Genomic DNA, 21,831 nt, shown 5'->3' on the forward strand with positions numbered 1-21,831 from the left:
TGAACCCCCGAAGGATGCGAGACGTAACAGGAAAGAAACTTTCCTATTAATTCGCAGCCAGTCTTACATGATCACCAACAGGGCGCAACCCTTTGCGGAAAGCCACTTCCCGCACCCGCACCCTCACCTGGGGTGACCATCGGGTCTTCCGTATGCAAAGGGATCTGTCAGACGGTGTCGGAGAACACCTGCTCGCGCGCCTCCTCCAGCGCCGCCACCAGCGCCCCGCGCAGCACCGGGTTTCCCGCGACGCCGGAGGTCACCACGCGCGGCTGGCTCGGGCACAGCCGGGCCACCGCCTCCTCCACCTTGGCAGCCAGGCGCTCGCCGCCGGCCCTGCCGACATCACCGCTGAGCACGATCAGCCCGGGATCCAGCACCACCGCGACCGCGGCCGCGCCCACGGCAAGCCTGCCCGCCACCTCGTCCAGGTAGCCGTCGCGGCCGTGGCGCACCTGGTCGGGGATCGAGGCGCCGGGCACGCCGTACTGCCGCGCGAGGCCGCCGAGGGCCTCCTGGCCCACCAGGCGCTGAAAGGAGCCCGACTGCGGGTGCTGGACGTCGGTGGGCAGCGGCTCGCCGGGGACCGGCAGCCAGCCGATCTCCCCGGCGCCGCCGGTGATGCCGCGGTGCAGCTTGCCGCCCAGCATCACGCCGAGGCCCTGGCCGACCCCGGCCCAGATGACGACGAAGTCGTCGTGGCCGGCGGCCGCGCCGTACCGGTGTTCGGCCAGAGCGACGAGGTTGACGTCGTTCTCGATCGTGACGGAGGCGCCGAGCGTGGCGCGCAGGCTCGCCAGCACGCCCACGTGCCAGCTTGGCAGGTCGTAGGAGAAGCGCACGTCGCCGGTACGCGGATCGACCACGCCGCGGGTGCCGATGACGAACGAGCGCAGCTGGGAGATCCCGATCCTGGCGGAGTCGCAGGCCCGCCGCACGGCCGAGTGGACGGCCTTGACCGGGTCCTTGCCGTCGGCCGGATTGACCGTCACCTCGACAACGATTTTACCTGTGATGTCCGCCACACCGACGGTCAGGCTGTCGGGCAGGACCTCGAGCCCCGCCACGTAGGCGGACGAGGGAGCCACGGCATACAGGGCCGCGTGCGGCCCCCGCCCGCCCGCGCGCTCCCCCGCGACCTCGACCAGCCCCCGCTCCTCCAGGCGGGCAAGCAGCTGACCTGCGGTTACCTTGGAGAGCCCGGTGAGTTCCCCCAGCTCGGCGCGGGTCAGCGGCCCCTGGGTGAGGAGGAGTTCGAGTGCCGCCCGGTCGTTCAGCCTCCGAAGCAGACGCGGCGTTCCCGGGCTCCTGCTCATGGACGCGCCCTCCTCGTCACGATCGGCTAACGACCGTTTCTTTTAAGAAAGTTTCTTGTTAGTTTAGCACCAGTCAATCAGCCAGGTGCGGACGGAAGCCGTCACCGGATGAGCGCAACCCCCGACGCGTTTTAGCCGGGAAGGGAGAACCCTAGTGAGGATCGCGAAGATCACGGCCACTAGCGTCACCACGGCGGCCCTTGCACTGGGCCTGGCCGCCTGCGGTGGCAGTAACGAACCCGCGAAGAACTCGGCCGCCCCCTCGGCCAGCACCGCCGCCAGCGGCCCCAAGTACGCCGGACAGACCCTCACCGTGTGGCGCCTGGGCGTGCCCAACGACGTACAGAACAAGTACATGGGCGACCTGAACGCCAAGTTCAAGGAGACCACCGGCGCCGACGTCAAGGTCGAGTGGGTGCCGTGGCCCGACGCCCAGAAGAAGTGGACCTCGGCGCTGGCGGCGGGCGAGGGCCCCGACGTCACCGAGTTCGGCAACGACCAGGTGGCGGCCTGGGCGCAGCAGGAAGCCCTGACCGACATCACCGACCTGACGAAGTCCAACCCCGACTTCCAGGCGATCCCGCAGAACCTGTGGGGCTACGAGACCATCAACGGCAAGATCTACGCCGCGCCGTGGGGCGGCGGCACCCGGGCCGTCCTCTATCGCAAGGACTGGTTCGACAAGCTCGGCCTCCAGCCGCCCAAGAACTGGGACGAGCTGGTCGCCGCGGCCAAGAAGATCGTCGAGAAAGAGGGCAAGGACGTCGACGGCTTCGCCTGGAACGGCGGCTCCGACGCCAACATGTCCCTCTCGCCGTTCGTCTGGTCGGCCGGCGGCGACTTCGCCGTCAACGAGGGCGGCAAGTGGGTCGGCAAGCTGAACGAGCCCGGCTTCAAGGAGGGCTTCCAGTTCTACACCGACCTGGTGTCCAAGGACGGCGTCTCCGGCAAGTCCCGCCTGACGCTGAACTCCATCGACATCGCCCAGCGCTTCGCCGCCGGCAAGGTCGGCATGTACGTCACCGGTGGCTGGGACATCCAGACCATCAAGGAACAGAGCAAGGGCAAGATCGACGAGAAGAAGATGGCGTTCTTCGCCATCCCCGCCAAGGACGGCAGCGGCGCGGCCCCGGCCTTCCAGGGCGGCAACGACATCGCGATCTGGAAGGACGCCAAGAGCCCCGAGCTCGCGGCCGAGTACCTCAAGCTGGCCGCGGGCAAGGAGTTCGGCTCCCGCTACGCCAAGGACAGCGGGCTGCTGCCGCTGTACCCTGACGCGCTGCAGGAACTGGCCTCCGACCCGGTCCAGAAGCCGTTCACCGAGGCGTTCGCGGTCGCCAAGGGCTTCCCCGCGAGCCCCAACTGGGCCGAGGCCAACGACACCAAGGCGGTGCTGCAGAACGCGGCCCGCAAGGTGATCAAGGGTGAGGCCAACGTCGACGACGCGCTGAAGGCAGCCAACACCGAGCTCGAAGCCATCCTCAACAAGAGCCAGTGACGATGGCGCACACGTCAACCATCTCCCGGGGCGGTGGCGACACCGCCGCCCCGGGGCGGCGACGCCGGCCTCCGGCGGGCCGGCGGGCCAGCGGACTGCCCCCCTGGGTGCTCCCCTACGCCCTGCTCCTGCCCGGCCTGCTGGTCATAGCGGTACTCCTGCTCTACCCGCTGTACCAGATGGTCGACATGTCCTTCCACAAGGTCGGGCTGCGGCAGATCCGGCCGAAGAACCCGCTGCCGGCGGACTTCGTCGGCACCCACAACTACACCGAGGTCTTCAAGTCCGACCTGTTCGCGATGTCGCTGCGCAACACGCTGGTGTTCGCGCTCGTCGCGGTGGCGCTCACTCTGGTCGTGGGCACGCTCGTCGGGCTCCTGCTGCACAAGCTGGGCAGGAAGATGTCGATGCTGGTCATGGTCGGCAGCATGGCCGCCTGGGCGGTCCCGCCGGCCTCGGCCGCGGTGGTGTGGAAGTGGCTGTTCGACGCCGACAACGGCGTGGTCAACTGGCTGTTCCGGCTGGACGGCAAGGCCTGGTTCAACGACTCCCTCGACATCTACGTCGTGCTGATCATCACGGTGGTGTGGGCGTCGTTCCCGTTCATCGCGGTGTCGGTCCTGGCCGGGCTCAAGAGCATCCCCAGCGAGCTGTACGAGGCGGCCAAGGTGGACGGGTCCACCGGGTTCCACACCTTCAGGAAGATCACCTTCCCGATGCTGCGGCCGGTCTTCTCGGTCCTGGTGGTCCTGTCGATCATCTGGGACGTCAAGGTCTTCACCCAGCTGTTCATCCAGGCGGGCGGCACGAACATGCCGCGCGAGGCCTACAACTTCTCGATGTGGAGCTACATCGAGGCCTTCAGCCCGCCGCCTGACATGGGCTTCGGCGCCGCCATCGCGGTCGTGCTGACCGTGATCCTGCTGCTGATCACGTTCGTCTACGTCCGCCAGATCGTGAAGACGGAGGACGTCAAGTGAAGGCAAGAAAGATCGCCCTCAACGCCGCGGGGCTCGCGGTCTTCCTGTTCGCGGTCTTCCCGGTGTACTGGATGATCTCGATCGCGTTCAAACCGAACGACCAGATCTACACCACCGACTTCATCCCGTTCCCCTCGCCGCCGTCGATGGAGCACATCGACCGGCTGTTCACCAAGGGCATCAACGGGCACTCGATCTGGAACTACCTGCTCAACAGCGCCATCGTCTCGCTGTCGACGATCGTGGTGGGCTCGCTGTTCGCGCTGCTGGCCGCCACCGCCGTGGCGCGCTTCAGGTTCCGCTTCCGCACCTCGTTCCTGATCCTGCTGCTCATCGTGCAGATGGTGCCCTGCGAGGCGCTGGTGATCCCGCTGTTCCTCAACGTGCGGCGGATGGGTCTGTACGACAACCTGCTCGGCCTGATCATCATCAACATCGGCTTCACGCTGCCGTTCTCGGTGTGGATGCTGCGCACGTTCGTCGCCGCGGTGCCCAGGGAGCTGGAGGAGGCCTCCTGGATCGACGGCGCCAGCCGCTTCACCACGTTCTGGAAGGTGCTCTTCCCGCTGGTGGCGCCCGGTCTGGTGGCGACCAGCATCTTCTCCTTCATCACCGCGTGGAACGAGTTCGTCTTCGCGCTGACGCTGATCGAGGACTCGGCCAAGTTCACCATGCCCCGCGCGCTGCAGTTCTTCGTGGGGCAACGCTCGACGGACTGGGGCGGCATCATGGCGGCCTCGACCCTGATGACGGTCCCCGTCCTGATCTTCTTCCTGCTCGTCCAACGCCGCATGGTCTCCGGCCTCGTCGCCGGCGCGGTCAAGGGCTGACAACCACCGATCTTCGTACGGCACGCGGCTCAGGAAGCCGCCTGCCGTACAAGGTCCTGCCTTTCAACGATGAGGAGCCATGAGTCAGAGTGATCGGGGGCTGCGTCGTCTCGCGGCCGGCACGCTGCTCGTCGCCTTCCAGGGCACCACGGCGCCCAGCTGGGTGCTGCGCGAGCTGGAGCACGGACTGGGCGGCGTGACGCTCTTCGGCTTCAACGTGGAGAGCCCCGACCAGGTCGCGCGGCTGACCGGGTCGCTGCGCGCGGCCGGCGAGCCGGTGATCTCGCTCGACGAGGAGGGCGGCGACGTCACGCGGCTGGCCTACCACGTGGGCAGCCCGTATCCGGGCAACGCGGCGCTGGGCGCGGTCGACGACGTGGAGCTGACCCGGCGCGTGTACCGCTCGATCGGCGCGGAGCTCGCAGGGTGCGGGATCAACCTGGACATGGCGCCCGACGCCGACGTCAACACCGAGGCCGACAACCCGGTGATCGGCACCCGCTCGTTCGGCGCGGACCCCGCGCTGGTGGCCAGGCACACGGTCGCCGCGGTCCAGGGCCTGCAGTCGGTCAACGTGGCGGCCTGCGTCAAACACTTCCCCGGCCACGGCGCCACCCGCGTCGACTCGCACCTGGCGGTGCCGGTCGTGGACGTGACGCCGGAGGTGCTGCGCGCCAGGGAGCTGGTCCCGTTCGCCGCCGCGGTCGAGGCGGGCACCAGGTCGATCATGACGGCGCACGTGGCGGTGCCCTCGGTGACGGGGGACGTGCCCGCGACGCTGTCAGGGGCCGCGCTCACCGAGCTGCTCAGGGGCGAGCTCGGCTACGACGGCGTGGTGGTCACCGACGCGCTGGACATGCACGCGATCACCGAGAGCGTCGGGCTGGCGGGCGGCGCGGTCCAGTCGCTGGCCGCCGGATCCGACCTGCTGTGCCTGGGTCCGCTGCCGACGCACGAGGACGTGCTGAAGATCATCGCCGAGATCGTGGCCGCGGTGTCGGACGGGCGGCTGCCGCTCGCGCGGCTGGAGGAGGCGGCCGCGCGGCTGGCCTCGCTGCGTGCCTGGTTCGGCTCGGGCGATCGGGTGGCCGCCGACGCGGAGGTGATCGGGCTGGATGCCGCGCGGCGTGCCGTACGGCTGACCGGGGCGGCCAAGCCGCTGGTGGACCCGCTGGTGGTGGAGGTCGACACGCCGCCGACGATCGCGGTGGGCGACGTGCCGTGGGGCGTGGCGCCGTGGCTGCCCGAGGCGGAGATCGTCCGGGTGAAGCCGGCCGACGCCGACGTGTCCGGACTGCTGGCCAGCTCCGCCGGCCGGTCTCTGGTCGTGGTGGTCAAGGACGCGCACCGCTACGAGGAGAGCAGGCGGCTGGTGTCGGCGCTGGTCGAGGCCAGGCCCGACACCGTCGTCATCGAGATGGGGCTGCCCGTGTGGCGGCCGTCGAGCGCCGCCTACATCGCCACCTACGGGGCGGCGCGGGCCAACACGCAGGCCGCGGTGGAGCTGCTGACCGCCTAGATGAGCTCCTCGCGGGCCTGCTCCAGGGCGGCGAGGACGGCGCCGCGCAGCACCGGGTTGCCGATGACGGTGCTGGTGACGACCTGCGGGCGGACCGGGCAGATGCGTGCCACGGCCTCCTCGACCCGCTCGTTGAGCGCGGCGCCGCCCGCGTGGCCGATCTCTCCGGCCAGGACGACCAGCCCCGGGTCGAGGATCACGCAGACCGCGGCGACGCCCAGGGCCAGGCGGTGGGCGATCTCGTCGAGCAGCGGCTCGCCCGCCTCGCCCGCCTCGATGGCGACCCTGACGCACTCGCCCGCGCTCTCGGCCGCGAAGCCGTACCCCTGCGCGAGCTCGGCCACCGCCTCGGCGCTGACCAGCGACTGCAGGCCGCCCGCCAGCGACGGCAGCCGCCCCGGCTCGGTGCGGATGTCCTCGGGCAGCGGCACGCCGGGGACGGGCAGGTAGCCGATCTCGCCCGCGCTGCCGGAACGGCCCCTGTGCAGCTTGCCGCCGAGCACCACGGCCAGGCCCAGGCCGCGGCTGGCCCACAGCAGCACGAAGTCGTCCAGCCCCTTGGCCGCGCCGTCGGCGCGCTCGGCGATCGCGGCCAGGTTGACGTCGTTCTCGATCGTGACCTCGCGCTTGAGGTCACCGGCCAGCGCCTCGTGGATGCCCTCGTGCCAGCCGGGCAGGTCGAAGGAGAAGCGCACGTCGCCGCTGCGCGGGTCGACGACCCCGGGGGTGCCGATGACCACACCGCGCAGCTTGCCCAGGCTCACCTTGGCGCTGCGGCACGCCTTCACGATCGCGTCGTGGACGACGGGCACCGGGTCGTCGTGGCCGTTGGGGTCCAGCGTCACCTCGGCGACCGTGCGCCCGTGGATGTCGGCCACCGCCGTGGAGATCAGGTCGGGACCCACCTCGAGCCCGGCCACGAAGGCGCTGGAGGCGATCACCGAGTACAGCGCGGCGTTGGGGCCGCGCCCGCCCGCCTGGGCGCCGACCACCTCGACCAGGCCGCGCTCCTCCAGCCTGGCCAGCGTCTGCGACGCGGTCACCTTGGACAGGCCGGTCAGGTCGCCGATCTGCCCCCGCGTCATCGGACCGGTCGCCAGCAAGAGCTCCAGTGCGGCCCGGTCGTTGATCTCCCTGAGCAGTCTGGGCACACCAGGCCGTCGCTCCACGCTGTATCCCACCGTCATATCGTCAAGGTTGTTGGCAGTTTAGCGCTTGCGCCCTGAGCTCTGGGGACGTGAGGATGCCTCATGACCATCCCCCGGTGGCCGGCGCTCTGCCTCGCGCTCGGCGTGGCTCTGTTCTTCGACGTCTTACGCGTCTTCCTGCCGTCGCTGATCACGCTGTTCGGACGCGCCGGGGAGACGCCGCCGGAGCTCATGGGCCTGTACGCCGCCGCCTGGTTCGTCCTGCCGTTCCTCGGGCTGCTGCTGCGCCCCCGCTGGGCCCTGGCCGGCGGGGCCGTGGCCCTCGTCGCGTGCCTGCTCGTCCTGCAGGCGGGTCTGCTGCAGCTCTACGCCTCCTCCGTGGGCGTCAGCGCGGGCCTGCTCTTCCTGACCGGCTGCGCCCGGCTCGTCCCTGCCGCCGCGGTGCCGGTGGGCCTGATGGGCGGCCTGTCCTTCTCGGTCCTGATCCACCTGCTCCTGGACGGCGTCGACCTGGTCTGGCGTCCCGGCGTCCTCCCGTGGCTCGCGGTCGCGGCCCTCTGCGCGGCCTTCCTCTTCCTGGTACGGCAGGCCCTGGCGGAACCCGGCGATCCCGCCCCGTCTCGTACCTGGTTCCTCTTCGGCCCCGCGCTCCTGATCGTGGGCATGGCGGCGACGTCGTGGTCGAAGGCGGCCGCGGGCCCGACCACGGACCTGGTGACACTCGCTCTCCCCGGCCTGCTGGCCCTCTGTCTGCTCGCGCTCACTGTGCGCGCCATGCAGCCGCCCTCCATGCCCCCCTTCTCGCTGGTCTTCGGCATCCTTCTGGTCCTGCTCACTCCCTTGACGTTCCTGTCGAATATGGCCGCCCCCGTGGCGATCGTGTGGGTTGGCGAGCTCATCCAGACGCGCGGGGCCAACCGGCGCCCTGGACTGGCCATGCTCGGCGGCGGGCTGGTGTTCCTGGTCGGCGTGTTTGGCTACTACGCCTCCTACGACCTGGATCTGGGCTTCCCGAACCTGGCGTTCCCCACGGCCGCGGCGCTGCTGATCGTGGGCGTCGGCGTGGTCCCCGAGCTGATGCCCAAGCGGTTCCAGATCGTCAAGAGCAGGCTGCTGTGGAAGCCCGCCCTCGCCTCCCTGGTGCTCGTCCCGTTGGCGATCGCCGCGACCTGGCAGCCGGAGATCCCCGTGCGCACCAAGCAGGGCGACGCGTTCACGCTCATCACCTACAACATCCGCATGGGGTTCGGCCTCGACGGCCGGTTGTCGCTCGACCAGATCGCCGCCTGGGCCGCCGCGCGGCATCCAGACGTGGTACTGCTGAGCGAGGTGGACCGGGGCTGGCTGCTCAACGGCGGCCACGACGACCTGGCCAGGATCGCCAGAGGCCTCGGCATGCGTTACTACTTCGCCCCGGCGGCCGACGCCGTGTGGGGTGACGCGCTGCTGACCAACCTGCCGGTCAAGACGTGGTCCTCCACGGAACTCGGCAAGCACGACTACCCGACCGGCGCGCAGGCGCAGCAGGCGGTCGTCGAGGTCGGCGGCAAGGAGGTCGGCATCGTCAACACCCACCTCCAGGCACCCGTCGGCCAAGCCCCCGAGGTGGCCGACATCGTCAGGAAACTGGCGGCGGAGCGGCCGGTGGTGGTGGCGGGCGACCTGAACACCCGCCCCACCGACCCACAGATGCGGGTCCTGCTCGACGCCGGCCTGTCAGACCCGCTGCTCAAGCTGGGGAACCCCAGTACCTCCCCGGCCGACGCGCCGGTCGAGCGGATCGACCACGTGCTGATCAGCGAGGGTCTCGAGGCCGTCTCCGCCCAGGCGCCGCGGCTGACGTTCTCGGACCACCTGCCCGTCATCGCGACGTTGCGCCTGACGTCAGCAAGCCAGGAATGAAGTCGCCCAGCGCTATGCCCCCGATTGTGCGCAGATGTCATGCAAATTCATAGCGCTGAGCGAGCTTGCAATTGCAAAGCGTAGCCGCCCGGTGGAGATTCTTTCTACCGGAGTGCAGGATTCCCTACCTTGGTGCCCCAAGATTCCGCCGCCCGGTTACGATCATGCGTCCCTGATGTGACATGATCTTCGGTTTTTCGCGAGACAAACTCACGACGGATTTGTCGTTCAGCCGCAGGTCGCGTGAACACAGCCCGCTCCGACCAGGCATCCGATGCCCTTTCCACGTTCACCAGGAGGGATAATCGACAACATGCGCCTATCCGCTCGTGTCGACTACGCCCTCCGTGCCGCCGCCGAACTCGCCGCAGCCGGTGCCGGCCCGACAACCGTGGGCGAGCTCGCCAAGGAGCAGGACATGCCGCCCAAGTACCTGGAGAACATTCTGCTCCAGATGCGCCGCGCCGGTCTCGTGCGAGGCCAGCGTGGTCCCGAGGGCGGCTACGTGCTGGCCAGGCCCGCGGGCGAGATCTCGCTCGCCGACGTGATCCGCGCGGTCGACGGCCCGCTGGCCAACGTCCGGGGCGAGCGCCCCGAGCACGTGGGATACCGGGGGCCGGCCGAGTCCCTGCAACAGGTGTGGATCGCCCTGCGCGCCACGGAGCGCGCCATCCTCGAGGAGGTCACGCTGGACCAGGTGGCCACCGGAACCCTGCCGGAACGCGTCCGCCAGCTCGCCGCCGACCCCGCCGCCTGGGACTGACGTTCAGCCGCCGAGGGCCCCGAGCACCTCGTGCGGGAGGGCGACCGCCTCGCGTCCTTCCGCCGTGCGCACCGTCCGCGCCGCCAGCAGCGCGTCGATCACCGCCTCCTCCACGGAGTCCAGGACCGCGGTGAAGATCCTGTCGAGCTCCACCTGGTCGAGCGTCCTCGGCGCGTCGGAATGCGCGGAGGAGAAGGCCAGCCCGTAGTCGCCGCTGCCGTGGCTGTAGGAGGCGCCGACCCTGCCCAGCGCGAGGACTCCCCTGGCCGCGATCCGCGACAGCTGCAGCGCGGGGCAGGCCACGTCGAGCGCGATCACGACGACGCAGGAACCCCGGTCGGTCTCGGGACCCGCCCGCAGGAAGCCGAGGCTCTCCGGCGTGATCGTACGGCCCAGCAACCGCAGGTCCCCGCCCATGTTCGCCTGAACCAGCACGCCGACCGTGGTCTCCTGGTCGCGCAGCCTCGTCCGCCGCGAAGCCGTACCGATGCCCGCCTTGAAGCCCAGCGCGCAGGCCCCGGTGCCGCCTCCGGCGTTGCCCAGCTCGGGCGCCTGCGACGAGGCCCCGTCGAGGGCGGCGTGGACGTGCTCGGCGGTGACAGGGCGCGCTTCGCCCGTCGTCAGCCACAGGTCGTTCACCTCGCCGACCACCGGGTTGACCGTGACGACGGGCCCGCTCCTGCGCTCGAGGATCCAGCTCAGCAGGGCGTCGGCCGCGCGGAACGCGGACAGCGTCGAGGTCAGCAGGATGGGCGTCTCCAGCTCGCCGAGCTCCACGAGCTGCGTGGTGCCCACGAACTTGCCGTAGCCGTTGCCGACGTGGAACCCGGCGGGGACGGCCCGCACTCCGGCCAGGGCCTCGGGCACGATCGCCGTGACGCCCGAGTAGACGCTCCGCCGCTCGTCCACGATCGTGCTCTGCCCCACCAGAACCCCTGCCACGTCGGTGATGGCGTTGAGCGGCCCGGGCTCCAGGCGGCCGATCGAATGCCCGAAGTCCCGCAGACGTCGTCCTCGCATGCCGTCCATTCTGCACAGTTGAAATTAGAGAATTTCTCTAGAAAGATTCTCCAGCATGACGTCGACAGTGGTCGTAACAGGAGGCAATCGCGGCATCGGCTACGCGATCTGCGAGCAACTGGCCCGCGCCGGCCATCGGGTCCTGCTGGTCGCGCGCAACCCGCAGCAGGCGGCCGCGTCCCTGCGGGGCGACGTGGAGCCCGTCACGGGCGACCTGTCCACGATCGCCTCCGTCCAGCGCCTGGCAGGTGAGCTGCGCGACAGGACAGAACGCGTCGACGTGCTCGTCCACAACGCCGGGCTGTGGCCAAGCCGCCGCACGCTGACCGAGGACGGCCTCGAGGAGTCCTTCGCCGTCAACCACCTGGCCCCGTTCCTGCTCAACCACCTGCTCGAGGACCAGTTGGCGCGGGTCGTCCAGGTCAGCGCCGGGCTCTACGTCAAGGGCAGGGCCGAGCCGGGCAGGACGTCCGTGGGCGCCGACTTCCACCAGATCAGGACCTACGCCGACACCAAACTGTGCAACCTGCTGACCGTCCCGCTGTTCGCCGAGCGCTGGCGCGAGCGCGGCATCACGATCGACGCCGTTCATCCCGGCGTGATCCGCACCGGGCTCGGCGACAGGCGCGGCCCCGTCGGCTGGCTGCTCAAGCTGGCCAAGCGCGGCTGGGCCACCCCTGAAGAGGGCGCCGAACCCGTCGTACGGCTGGCCGCCAACCCCGGCACGGGCCGGTACTTCAACCTGACCGAGGAGATCCCCCTCCAGCCGCCCGCCACGGACGGCGAACTGGCCCGGCGCGTCTGGCAGGAGGCGCAGGCGCTAACGTCGGCCGGGTGACCAGGCACAAGCGCAGCGAGGAGACGATCGGCCGGCTGTTCGACACGGCCCTGGAGGTGTACCCGGCCGACTTCACGCTGCGCGCCGTGACCACGCGCAGCGGCGTCAGCGTGGGCAGCCTCTACCACCACTTCGGCAGCCTGGAAGGCCTGGCCGCCGCGCTGTACAGCCGCTGCATGGCCGACCTGCTCGACGCGCTGCTGTCGGCCGTGGAGCCCGCCTCGAGCGCCCGCGACGGCGTACGGCAGGCGGTGGTGGCCTACCTCGGTTTCACCGCCGAGCACCCGGACCAGGCCAGGTTCGTGCACGCCGCGCCGTACGCGATCGACCTGGGACCCTACGCCGAGCAGATAGCGGCGGACAAGGCGCCGCGGCTGGCCAGGCTGGTGGCCTGGCTGCGGCCGCACGTGGCGGCGGGGACGGTCGCGGACCTGCCGATGGCACAGGTCGAGATGCTGCTGATCGGCCCGGTCGCGGAGGTGACCAGGCGCTGGCTGGCGGGGGCCGGCGACATCGACCTGGCCGAGGCGGCCCGGATCCTGCCCGACAGGATCTGGCGGTCACTGAGCGGCTAGCCGGCGCAGCCGCCTGAGGTTTTCCTGCCCGTAGTCGTGTCTACGCGGGGAAGGCAGGCCGATACGTGTCGAGCACCCGTTGAGGATGCGTTCGGTCTTCCTAGACTGGCCGCATGCCCGAGGGAGACGCCGTCTACCGCACGGCCGCCAAACTGCGCGACGCCCTGGACGGGCGGGTGCTCACGCGGTCGGACTTCCGCGTGCCCCGCTACGCCACCGCCGACCTCAGCGGCCGGACCGTCCTGACCACGATGTCACGCGGCAAGCACCTGCTCACGCGCGTCGAGGGTGACCTCACCGTGCACACCCACCTGCGCATGGACGGCTCCTGGCGCATCGTGCCGCCCGGCCGGCGCCCGCCGCCTGGCGACCAGGTGCGGCTGATCCTGGCCAACGCCGAATGGCAGGCCATGGGCGTCAAGCTCGGCATGGTGGACCTGGTGAAGACCGCCGAGGAGGACCGCGTGGTCGGCCATCTGGGGCCTGACCTGCTGGGTGCCGACTGGGATCCGCAGGAGGTGGTCAGGCGCCTGCGCGCCGATCCGGCGCGGACGATCGGGGAGGCACTGCTCGACCAGCGCAACCTCGCCGGGATCGGGACGATCTACCGGGCGGAGACGCTGTTCCTGCGCGGGGTCTGGCCGTGGCGGGAGGTGGGTGAGATCGAGGATCTGGACGGCCTGGTCTCGCTCGCGCAGCGGCTGCTGGACGCGAACAAGGATCACGCGGCCACAGTGACCACGGGCGATCGCCGTCCGGGGAACCAGACGTGGGTTTACGGCAGGGCGGGCCGACCCTGTCGCCGATGCGGCACTCGCATCAACCGAGGGGAGATGGGGGCACAGCCACAGGAGAGGTTGATCCTGTGGTGTGATGGCTGCCAGCCTCGCTAGGCGGCCACCATGGCCTTGACCTCGGGGTAGTCGGGGATCGCCGAACCCGGGACGGTCTCGGCGAGGGGCAGGCGCTCGTGCTCCGGCACGTCGGACAGCACGGGGGTCGCCTGAAGCTCTGCCAGCGCGAACTGATCCGAGACTTCACGCAGCACCTGGGACAGCGGAACCCCAAGCGCGCCGCAGATGGACGCGAGCAGCTCGGAGGACGCCTCCTTCTGGCCACGCTCAACCTCGGACAGGTAACCGAGCGAGACCCGCGCCAGCGTGGAAACCTCGCGCAGCGTGCGTCCCTGTCGCACTCGCAACCGCCTCAGCACGTCACCGAGCAGCTGACGCAGCAAGATCATCTGTCGCTCCCTCCCCGGCGTGGATGATTTCACCACGCCCCGCGCGATCGGGTCGTGCCGGTCATTCTTCTTCGTGGCTTCGTACATACTCCTCGCCGTCATCATCGGACGTCTCCGTCCTTGGCCCGCCGCGCGTGGCTCGTTGCGTGACGCATTAGGCCCGCCTGCCGGGCGCTCGGTGCTTGCAGATGGCTCACGGACCTCACTCACAGCTCCACCGTACCCGTATCCACCGACACCGCGTCAGACCGTGGTTCGCATGTTCGCTCGGGACGTAACACGGTAATCACCCGGAATGTTCCCCTATGTTCGCCTTCAGCACACCTGCAAGGAGATCGACTGCCTCGTCCACCGTGCCTTCCCGGATCTGTTCGCGCGACCCCCGCAGCGCCAGTTCCCTCCCCCAGACCCGCCCACCGGGCCCGCTCACGGCCACGAAAACGGTCCCCACGGCCCTCCCGTCCTGCGGATCAGGCCCCGCCACCCCTGTCACGGCCAGCCCATAACTCGCCCCGCACACGCGCGCCACTCCCCTGGCCATCGCCGCCGCCACCTCCGGATGCACGGCCCCCTCCCTGCGCAGCAGTTCCTCGGGTACGGCCAGCAAGTCGCGCTTCAGATCCGTGGCATAAGAAATCACCCCGCCACGGAACGCCTTGGACGACCCGGACACCGCGGTAATCGTCGCCCCGATCAACCCTCCGGTCAGCGACTCGGCCACCGCCACGGTCGTACCCTCCCGAACCAGCAACTCCAACACCTCAGCCGCCACCCGCACCCGCCGCTCCTCACCCACCCCTCCACCCAACCACGCCGCCACCTCTCCCGCCCCCCACTCCGCCCACCCCACCTCCCAACCCCCCCACCCCACACACCTGGCACCCCAGCCCCTCCACCCCTCCGCCCACAAACCCCCCACGATCCCGACGACTTCCCCAAGGCGGGCCTCCCCAGGCGCCGCGTCGGAGAGAAGGTGTACGGCGAAGCCGGCGCCCCTTATGGCGGGTGAGGCGGGACCGTGGGAGACGGGCTATGAAGAGCCGTAACGGCGAGCAAGTGGCCACGACTCGCCAGCGGCGCCGGACACAGACCCTGAGCGACGACGGCGGGCGGCGGCCAGCCGTACAAGAACAGACCGCCGTACAAGAGCACACCCGCCGCAAAGGGGAGGGCCGCCGTACAAGAGCACACCGCCTCAGAAAAGGACGCTCGCCACAAACAGGAGGGCCGCTACCAGGATGCGGGCCAGCGCTCCGGCCTTCAGGCAGGGGGTGAAGGGTCCGCGCGGGAGAGCCGCCAGGCCCGAGCGTGCCCTAAGGATCAGTGTTCGTCCTGCGTGCGCTCTGCAGTCTCGGCGACCTGTACGGGCACCACGGCGGCGTACCGCCGTCCCCGGTTGGTGATGTACGTGATCCGCCCCCGTACCGCCGCATCGTTGAGGACATCGGCGAACTGGCTTCGCGCTTCGGCGACGCTCATCTCTTCGGATTCCATGCACGTCATGGTACTTGGACGCACCTTCATGTACGTGGATGTACAATTGATCTGTGCAGCTTCGATACAACTTCCGCCTCTACCCGACCGCTGGTCAGCGTCAAGCGCTGGCCAGCGCGTTCGGGTGCGCGCGGACGGTATTCAACGACGGGCTGCGCATGCGACAGGAAGTCCGCGAGAAGGGCTTGCCGTACATCTCCGATGGAGATCTGTCCAAGCGGGTCATCACGCAGGCGAAGAAGACGTCGGAACGCTCATGGCTGGGCGAGGTGTCGGCCGTAATCCTTCAGCAGGCGCTCGCCGACCTGAACAGCGCATACCACAACTTCTTCGCCTCGATCACCGGCAAGCGGAAAGGGCCGAGGATCGCCCCGCCCCGATTCAGGTCGAAGAAGGACAACCGACAGGCCATCCGGTTCACCAAGAACGCCCGGTTCTCGATCACTCCAGGCGAGAAGCTGCGCCTGCCGAAGATCGGGGACGTGTCTGTTCGCTGGTCGCGAGACCTACCCGCCGAGCCCTCGAGTGTGACGGTAGTCAAAGACGCGGCGGGCCGATATTTCGCCTCGTTCGTGGTCGAGACGAACGACGCGCCGTTGCCGGAAACAGACAACGAGGTGGGGATCGACCTCGGGTTGACGCATTTCGCGATCCTGTCGGATGGCCGGAAGGTGGACAACCCGCGCCTGCTACGCCGGGCCGAACGCCGTTTGCGGAAGGCACAGAAGGCGCTGTCCAGGAAAGAAAAGGGTTCAGCGAACAGACAGAAAGCCAGAGTCAAGGTCGCCAAGGCGCACGCCAGGGTGTCCGACGCGCGCCGCAACTGGGCACACAAGTTCTCCACACAGATCATCCGCGACAACCAAGCGGTGTACGCGGAGAACCTGTCGGTGTCCGGTCTGGGCCGTACGAGGCTGGCCAGGTCCGTGCACGACGCGGGCTGGTCCCAGTTCGTCGCCATGCTGGAGTACAAGGCACGACGGTATGGCAGGGCGTTCGTCAAGATCGACCGGTTCTTCCCGTCCAGCAAGCTGTGCTCGGCGTGCGGGCTGCTGGCCGACAAGATACCGTTGAACATCCGAACGTGGGAGTGCGCCTGCGGTGCGACCCACGACCGAGACGTGAACGCTGCGATCAACATCCTCGCCGCTGGACGGGCGGAGAGGCTAAACGCCTGCGGAGGGACCGTAAGACCCGCCTAGCGGAGGGCAGGACCCAGCGAAACAGGAAGCCGACAGAAGTGCCGCGTGTGCGGCACAGGCTGAATCTCCAGCCTTCAGGCTGGAGAGCGCGTCAATCCCCCCGGACCTGCCTGGCCACGCGGCGGAGTTTGATGGCGCGGACGACGTAGTCGACCCCCGTGCCCACCGTCACCACCACGGCGGCCCCCATGACCACCCACCGCAGCACGTCGGACCCCCAGGGCAGGATGTACAGCACGATCGCCGCGATCTGCAGCACCGTCTTGACCTTGCCCCCGTACGAGGCCGGGATGACCGCCCGCCGCAGCAGCATGAGGCGCAGCAGCGTGATGCAGAGCTCCCGCCCCAGGATGACGATCGTCACCCACCACGGCAGCTCGTTCAGGAGCGACAGGCACACCAGCGCGGCCCCGGTGAGCGCCTTGTCGGCGATCGGGTCCGCGATCTTGCCGAAGTCGGTGATGAGGCCGTACCGCCTGGCCAGCTCACCGTCGAGGTGGTCGGTGATCGAGGCCACCGCGAACACCCCGAGCGCGGCCAGGCGCCACCCCGTGCCCGGCAGGAACATGCACACGACGAAGAAGGGGACGAGCGCCAACCGGGTGACCGTGAGGACGTTGGCGATGTTCCACGGGCTCACCACGCGGCGCTCGTCCTTGGTCATGGGTCGGCCTTGATGCGTGCGATGAGGTCGACGCCCTCGGCGTCGACCACCACGGCGCGGACGATCTGGCCGGGCACCAGGCCGATGCCCTGCACCGTGACCGAGCCGTCGACCTCGGGCCCCTGATGGGCGGCGCGGCCCTCGTAGCCGCCGTCGCCCAGGTCCTCGTCGATGAGGACGTCGACCTCGGTGCCGATGCGCTCCTCCGCGCGCTGGGCGGTGAGCTCCTCGGCCAGCTCGGTCAGCAAGCGCACGCGCTCGTCGACGAGGTCCTGGTCGAGCTTGCCCGGCAGGGTGGCGGCCTCGGTGCCGTCCTCGTCGGAGTAGCCGAACACGCCGATCACGTCGAGCCGAGCCCGCTCGAGGAACCCGACGAGCGCCTCGAACTCCTCCTCGGTCTCGCCGGGGAAGCCCACGATGAAGTTGGAGCGCACGCCCGCCTCCGGCGCGAGCGCCCTGACCTGGTCGAGCAGGCCGAGGAAGCGCTCGGGGTCGCCGAAGCGGCGCATCCTGCGCAGGACGGTGCCGCTGGCGTGCTGGAAGGACAGGTCGAAGTACGGCGCGACGCCCTCGGTGGCCGCGATGGTCTCCAGCAGCCCGGGACGCAGCTCGGCCGGCTGCAGGTAGCTGACGCGGACCCGGTCGATGCCCTCGACGGCCGCCAGGCGCGGCAGCAGCGTCTCCAGGGCCCGCAGGTCGCCCAGATCCTTGCCGTAGGAGGTGGAGTTCTCGCTGACCAGGACGAGCTCGCGGACGCCGCGGTGGGCCAGCCAGTCGGCCTCGGCCATCAGCTCCTCGGGGTCACGCGAGACGTACGACCCGCGGAAGGCCGGGATCGCGCAGAACGTGCAGCGGCGGTCGCAGCCGGAGGCCAGCTTGAGCGAGGCCACCGGGCTCTCGTCGAGCCGCTTGCGCAGCACCCGGGGCCCGCTCGCGGGGGCGACGCCCGCGGGCAGGTCGCCGCCGTGGCCGGGGATGTTGCGGCTCCCGGCACGTTCCACAGGCGAGATGGGCAGCAGGGTGCGGCGGTCGCGCGGCGTGTGCGGCTTGAGCGCCCGCCCGGCGACCACGTCGTCGAGGCGCGCGCCGATGTCGCCGTAGTCGTCGAAGGAGATGACCGCGCTCGCCTCGGGCAGCGCCTCGGCCAGCTCGTTGCCGTAGCGCTCGGCCATGCAACCCGCGGCCACCACCTTGGCCCCGGTGTCGGCGGCGGCCAGCAGGGTGTCGATCGAGTCCTTCTTGGCCGAGTCGATGAAGCCGCACGTGTTGACGACGACGACGTCGGGACTGTCGTCGCCGAGGTCCCAACCGGCAGCGTCGAGCCGCGCGGCGAGCTCCTCGGAGTCGACCTCGTTGCGCGCGCAGCCCAGGGTGATCAGAGATACGGTTCGGCGGGATGACATGGTGACACTACGGTATCGGGAGTTGGCCACCGCTGTTGCACGGCCTACCGCGGTCGCGGTGTGGAAGGCCCGAAAGTACGCGAAACCATCTCGCCCTTGCCGCCGGGATGCCCCAGATTCTTGCCGTTGACCTGCAGCAATACCGCTCCGGCATCGCCAATGATCATCTTGACCGCGGACTTGGACTTCCACGTGGAACTCTTCCCCGCGTCCAGGGTGCCGGCGAACAACCGCTTGCCGTTGGCGTCGCTCACGTTCAGGTAGGAAGCCCGTTTCGCCTTCACCCGCACGACGACCATGTTCTTCGGCTTCGGCTTCGGCTTCTGGCCCGCCGCCGCCCCGTGGTTGCGGCGCGGCGGGTCCGTGAACGGCGCGTTCGGAGGCACGCCGTGGTCACCCTTCACGGCGGTCATGTGCGTCTCGTCGGAGCCGCCCATGGCCCGCATGACGCCGAAGACCACCACGATCGCCAGCGCCACCCCCAGCGCGAGCGTCCAGTTCGGCCCGCGCCGCTCGCGCAGCTTGACCCGTTTGTCCGCCTGGAAGACGGCCGCCGCCCTGACCGGCTGCGGCGCGCCGCCGTGCTGCTCGTCGTAGAGGTGGACCATGGCCGTCGGATCCAGGCCGACGACCTTGGAGATGGCCTTGACGTGCCCCCTGGCGTAGAAGTCACCCCCGCACAGGGAGAAGTCGTCCCGCTCGATGGCGTAGATGAGTGCCTCGCGGATCCGTGTGATCGCGCTCAGCTGCCCGACTGTCAGTCCTCGTGCCCTCCTGGCCGTGGCCAGCATGGCTCCTATGCTCTGCTGCTCCTGCACGGCAAAACGCCTCCCCGCCCCCACGACGTTGCGTAGTGGTTCACATTCAATCAGTAATCGTCCGGCGGGGAGGCATTGGGGTCATTCGCCGCGCAGGTCGGCTAGCAAACCCGGCAAATCATCGGGCTTGACGAGCACCTCGCGAGCCTTGGAGCCCTCGCTGGGGCCCACGACGTTCCTGGACTCCAGCAGGTCCATCAGCCGTCCGGCCTTGGCGAACCCGACGCGGAGCTTGCGCTGCAGCATCGAGGTCGAGCCGAACTGGGTCGTCACGATCAGCTCGGCGGCCTGGATGACCAGGTCGAGGTCGTCGCCGATGTCCTCGTCGATCTCGCGCTTGACCGGCGCGGCGGCCACGTCCTCGCGGTACTCGGCCTGCATCTGCCCCTTGCAGTGCGTGACGATGTCGGCGATCTCCTTCTCCGACACGAACGCGTTCTGGATGCGGATGGGCTTGCTCGCGCCCATCGGCAGGAACAGGGCGTCACCCTGGCCGACCAGCTTGTCGGCGCCGGGCTGGTCGAGGATGACCCGGGAGTCGGTCAGCGACGACACCGCGAAGGCCAGCCTGGAGGGCACGTTGGCCTTGATCAGGCCGGTCACGACGTCGACGGACGGCCGCTGGGTGGCGATCACCAGGTGGATCCCGGCCGCGCGGGCCAGCTGGGTGATGCGGACGATGGAGTCCTCCACGTCGCGCGGAGCGATCATCATCAGGTCGGCCAGCTCGTCCACGATCACCAGCAGGTAGGGGTAGGGCTGGTAGACGCGCTCGCTGCCGGGCGGAGGCTGCAGCTTGCCCGCCCGCACGGCCTTGTTGAACTCGTCCACGTGCCGGAAGCCGGAGGCGGCCAGGTCGTCGTAGCGGCGGTCCATCTCCCCCACCACCCATTCGAGGGCCTCTGCGGCCTTCTTCGGGCTGGTGATGATCGGGGTGATCAGGTGGGGGATGCCCTCGTACACGCTGAGCTCGACCCGCTTGGGGTCGACCAGCACCATGCGCACCTCGTCCGGCGTGGCCCGCATCAGGATGCTGGTGATGAGCCCGTTGACGCAGACGGACTTACCGGCCCCGGTGGCGCCCGCGATCAGCAGGTGCGGCATCTTGGCGAGGTTCGCCACGATCGTGCGGCCCTCGACGTCCTTGCCCAGCCCGACGATCATCGGGTGGTGGTCGGCCTGCGCCACCTGGGCGCGCAGCACGTCTCCCAGCGCCACCAGGTCCTTGTCGGCGTTGGGGATCTCCACGCCGATCGCGGACTTGCCCGGGATGGGCGACAGGATCCGCACGTCGGCGGACTTGACCGCGTAGGCGATGTTCTTGGTGAGCGCGGTGACCTTCTCGACCTTGACCGCGGGCCCGAGTTCGATCTCGTAGCGCGTCACCGTCGGGCCGCGGGTGAAGCCGATCACCTGCGCGTCGATGGTGAACTGCTCGAGCACGCTGGTCAGCGCGTTGACCACCACGGTGTTGGCCTTGGTCTGCGGCTTGGGCGCGCTGCCCTGCTTGAGGTTCTGCAGGTCAGGCAGGATGTACGGCCCGGCCTGCGGGGACAGCACGAGCTGCTCGACCTTGCGCGGAGCCGGGGTCGGCTCGGGCGGCTCGCTCTTGCGGGGCACGGGGACGGGAGTCTCGTCCTCCTCGTCGGTCAGCCCCGGCACGATCTCCGGCGAGTGCTTCTTGGAGTCCTCGGCGAGCACGGGTGTGTCGTAGGGCTTGACCGAGTCGGCCGACGCGGGCTTGTCGGTCTTGCGCACCCGCTTCTTGGCCGGCTGCCCGGACTCGGCGGGCGCGTGCCTTTCGAACAGCAGGTGCTTGAGCTCGCCGAGCCGCTCGGGGATGCGGTGCACGGGAGTCGCCGTGATCACCAGGATCCCGAACCCCGACAGGATCAGCAGCAGCGGGATCGTGATGAAGGCCGGCAGGATGCTCATCGGCGGCGCCGACACGATGAACCCCACCAGGCCGCCCGCCTGCGCGATCTTGTCCATCCCGTCGGTCTGGGTGCCCGCCGGGTACGGCGTGCCGTTGGCCACGTGGATCACGCCGAGCACGCCGATCAGCAGCGCGCTCCACCCGATCACCATGCGCCCGGTGTCGGCGTTCTGGTCGGGATGGCGCAGGTAGCGCCAGGACAGCAGCCCGAGCAGGATCGGCACCGTCCAGGCCAGCGAGCCGAACACGGAGTGCACGAACGTGTTGACCACGTGCGAGACCGAGCCTTGCGCGTCGCGCCAGGTCATCGCGGCCAGCACGATCGCGCCCGCCAGCCACGCCAGCCCCACCCCGTCGCGCCGGTGGGCGGGGTCCAGCTCGCGCGCGTTCTTGCCCAGCGCCCGGGCCGCGCTGCCCAGGCCGTTGGCGAACAGCATCCAGAGCCCGACGATCAGCTTGCCGATCATCGTGAAGACCCAGCTGATCGGGTCCTGGTGGGTCATCGGCGGCTTGCGTGCCGGTGAACGTCCCGACGCCGTGGACCTCCGCTTGGTGGAGGTCGAGCGTGACGAGGCCGACCGCTTCGCCGGCCCCTTCGATGCGCTTTTCGGCGTACGGGTGGCCATGATGCCAAAGGTACGTCGGAGACCCCGCCCAGATCACTGAGGCTCGCCGGTTGTCC

At 69.6% G+C, this 21,831-nt stretch carries 20 protein-coding genes; 10 read left to right on the forward strand and 10 right to left on the reverse strand.

Annotated features, from left to right (window positions below):
- Positions 1-167: 167 nt before the first annotated feature.
- Positions 168-1,316: an ROK family transcriptional regulator gene (locus tag KIK09_RS27220; protein WP_214322215.1), complete on the reverse strand. Its 1,149-nt coding sequence runs from the start codon at positions 1,314-1,316 to the stop codon at positions 168-170.
- A 154-nt stretch (positions 1,317-1,470) separates the two neighbouring features.
- On the opposite strand from KIK09_RS27220, the gene KIK09_RS27225 reads away from it, so the two are divergent.
- The 4 genes from KIK09_RS27225 (at position 1,471) to KIK09_RS27240 (ending at position 6,143) form a co-directional block, all read left to right on the forward strand.
- Entirely contained in the window at positions 1,471-2,814 is a 1,344-nt protein-coding gene (locus KIK09_RS27225) for a sugar ABC transporter substrate-binding protein (protein WP_214322216.1), read from the forward strand.
- A 2-nt stretch (positions 2,815-2,816) separates the two neighbouring features.
- The gene (locus KIK09_RS27230; RefSeq protein ID WP_214322217.1) at positions 2,817-3,794 is read left to right on the forward strand and encodes a carbohydrate ABC transporter permease; all 978 of its coding nucleotides are present in this window, start codon (positions 2,817-2,819) and stop codon (positions 3,792-3,794) included.
- Positions 3,791-4,624 carry a carbohydrate ABC transporter permease gene (locus KIK09_RS27235; protein WP_214322218.1) on the forward strand — a complete coding sequence of 278 codons (834 nt, stop codon included), beginning with the start codon at positions 3,791-3,793 and terminating at the stop codon, positions 4,622-4,624. The genes KIK09_RS27230 and KIK09_RS27235 overlap by 4 nt, the downstream gene beginning before the upstream one ends.
- Positions 4,625-4,703: 79 nt before the next feature.
- On the forward strand, positions 4,704-6,143 hold the full coding sequence (locus tag KIK09_RS27240; protein ID WP_214322219.1) for a glycoside hydrolase family 3 protein: 1,440 nt from the start codon (positions 4,704-4,706) through the stop codon (positions 6,141-6,143).
- Here the strand turns inward: KIK09_RS27240 and KIK09_RS27245 are convergent.
- Positions 6,140-7,312: an ROK family transcriptional regulator gene (locus KIK09_RS27245; RefSeq protein WP_214322442.1), complete on the reverse strand. Its 1,173-nt coding sequence runs from the start codon at positions 7,310-7,312 to the stop codon at positions 6,140-6,142. The two genes, KIK09_RS27240 and KIK09_RS27245, sit on opposite strands and share 4 nt — an antisense overlap.
- Before the next feature lie 81 nt (positions 7,313-7,393).
- On the opposite strand from KIK09_RS27245, the gene KIK09_RS27250 reads away from it, so the two are divergent.
- Positions 7,394-9,193, forward strand: a complete 1,800-nt coding sequence (locus tag KIK09_RS27250) for an endonuclease/exonuclease/phosphatase family protein (protein WP_214322220.1) — start codon at positions 7,394-7,396, stop codon at positions 9,191-9,193.
- Positions 9,194-9,506: 313 nt separating this feature from the next.
- Positions 9,507-9,956, forward strand: a complete 450-nt coding sequence (locus KIK09_RS27255) for an RrF2 family transcriptional regulator (protein ID WP_214322221.1) — start codon at positions 9,507-9,509, stop codon at positions 9,954-9,956.
- Positions 9,957-9,959: 3 nt separating this feature from the next.
- Here KIK09_RS27255 and KIK09_RS27260 read toward each other — a convergent pair whose 3' ends face one another.
- On the reverse strand, positions 9,960-10,976 hold the full coding sequence (locus KIK09_RS27260; protein ID WP_214322222.1) for a P1 family peptidase: 1,017 nt from the start codon (positions 10,974-10,976) through the stop codon (positions 9,960-9,962).
- Positions 10,977-11,031: 55 nt separating this feature from the next.
- Between KIK09_RS27260 and KIK09_RS27265 the strand changes: the two genes are divergently transcribed.
- The 3 genes from KIK09_RS27265 to KIK09_RS27275 all read left to right on the forward strand — a co-directional run bounded on the left by KIK09_RS27265 (position 11,032) and on the right by KIK09_RS27275 (position 13,282).
- Entirely contained in the window at positions 11,032-11,814 is a 783-nt protein-coding gene (locus KIK09_RS27265) for an SDR family NAD(P)-dependent oxidoreductase (protein WP_214322223.1), read from the forward strand.
- Positions 11,811-12,389 (forward strand): TetR/AcrR family transcriptional regulator, encoded by a 579-nt coding sequence (locus KIK09_RS27270; protein WP_214322224.1) that lies wholly within the window; start codon positions 11,811-11,813, stop codon positions 12,387-12,389. The genes KIK09_RS27265 and KIK09_RS27270 overlap by 4 nt, the downstream gene beginning before the upstream one ends.
- 113 nt (positions 12,390-12,502) lie before the next feature.
- On the forward strand, positions 12,503-13,282 hold the full coding sequence (locus KIK09_RS27275) for a DNA-formamidopyrimidine glycosylase family protein (RefSeq protein ID WP_214322225.1): 780 nt from the start codon (positions 12,503-12,505) through the stop codon (positions 13,280-13,282).
- On the opposite strand, the gene KIK09_RS27280 is transcribed toward KIK09_RS27275, so the two are convergent.
- The 3 genes from KIK09_RS27280 to KIK09_RS27290 form a co-directional block, all read right to left on the reverse strand.
- Entirely contained in the window at positions 13,279-13,632 is a 354-nt protein-coding gene (locus KIK09_RS27280) for a helix-turn-helix domain-containing protein (protein WP_214322226.1), read from the reverse strand. The genes KIK09_RS27275 and KIK09_RS27280 overlap by 4 nt on opposite strands.
- 286 nt (positions 13,633-13,918) lie before the next feature.
- Positions 13,919-14,428 (reverse strand): CinA family protein, encoded by a 510-nt coding sequence (locus KIK09_RS27285; protein WP_308164311.1) that lies wholly within the window; start codon positions 14,426-14,428, stop codon positions 13,919-13,921.
- A 524-nt stretch (positions 14,429-14,952) separates the two neighbouring features.
- Positions 14,953-15,126 carry a type II toxin-antitoxin system prevent-host-death family antitoxin gene (locus tag KIK09_RS27290; protein ID WP_214322227.1) on the reverse strand — a complete coding sequence of 58 codons (174 nt, stop codon included), beginning with the start codon at positions 15,124-15,126 and terminating at the stop codon, positions 14,953-14,955.
- Positions 15,127-15,179: 53 nt separating this feature from the next.
- Here KIK09_RS27290 and KIK09_RS27295 point away from each other — a divergent pair, with 53 nt between their 5' ends.
- Positions 15,180-16,328, forward strand: a complete 1,149-nt coding sequence (locus KIK09_RS27295; protein ID WP_214322228.1) for an RNA-guided endonuclease InsQ/TnpB family protein — start codon at positions 15,180-15,182, stop codon at positions 16,326-16,328.
- A gap of 91 nt (positions 16,329-16,419) precedes the next feature.
- On the opposite strand, the gene pgsA is transcribed toward KIK09_RS27295, so the two are convergent.
- From pgsA to KIK09_RS27315, 4 genes are all read right to left on the reverse strand, one after another.
- Complete coding sequence (gene pgsA, locus KIK09_RS27300; RefSeq protein ID WP_214322229.1) at positions 16,420-16,992, reverse strand: CDP-diacylglycerol--glycerol-3-phosphate 3-phosphatidyltransferase; 573 nt, start codon at positions 16,990-16,992, stop codon at positions 16,420-16,422.
- Entirely contained in the window at positions 16,989-18,395 is a 1,407-nt protein-coding gene (gene rimO / locus KIK09_RS27305) for a 30S ribosomal protein S12 methylthiotransferase RimO (RefSeq protein ID WP_214322230.1), read from the reverse strand. Before rimO ends, pgsA begins: the two co-directional genes overlap by 4 nt.
- Before the next feature lie 44 nt (positions 18,396-18,439).
- Positions 18,440-19,186, reverse strand: coding sequence for a helix-turn-helix domain-containing protein (locus KIK09_RS27310; protein ID WP_214322231.1), 747 nt, complete (start codon positions 19,184-19,186; stop codon positions 18,440-18,442).
- A 108-nt stretch (positions 19,187-19,294) separates the two neighbouring features.
- Entirely contained in the window at positions 19,295-21,775 is a 2,481-nt protein-coding gene (locus KIK09_RS27315) for an FtsK/SpoIIIE family DNA translocase (protein ID WP_214322232.1), read from the reverse strand.
- Positions 21,776-21,831 lie beyond the last annotated feature (56 nt).

This window comes from Nonomuraea sediminis (assembly GCF_018531495.1).
GTDB lineage: Bacteria > Actinomycetota > Actinomycetes > Streptosporangiales > Streptosporangiaceae > Nonomuraea > Nonomuraea sediminis.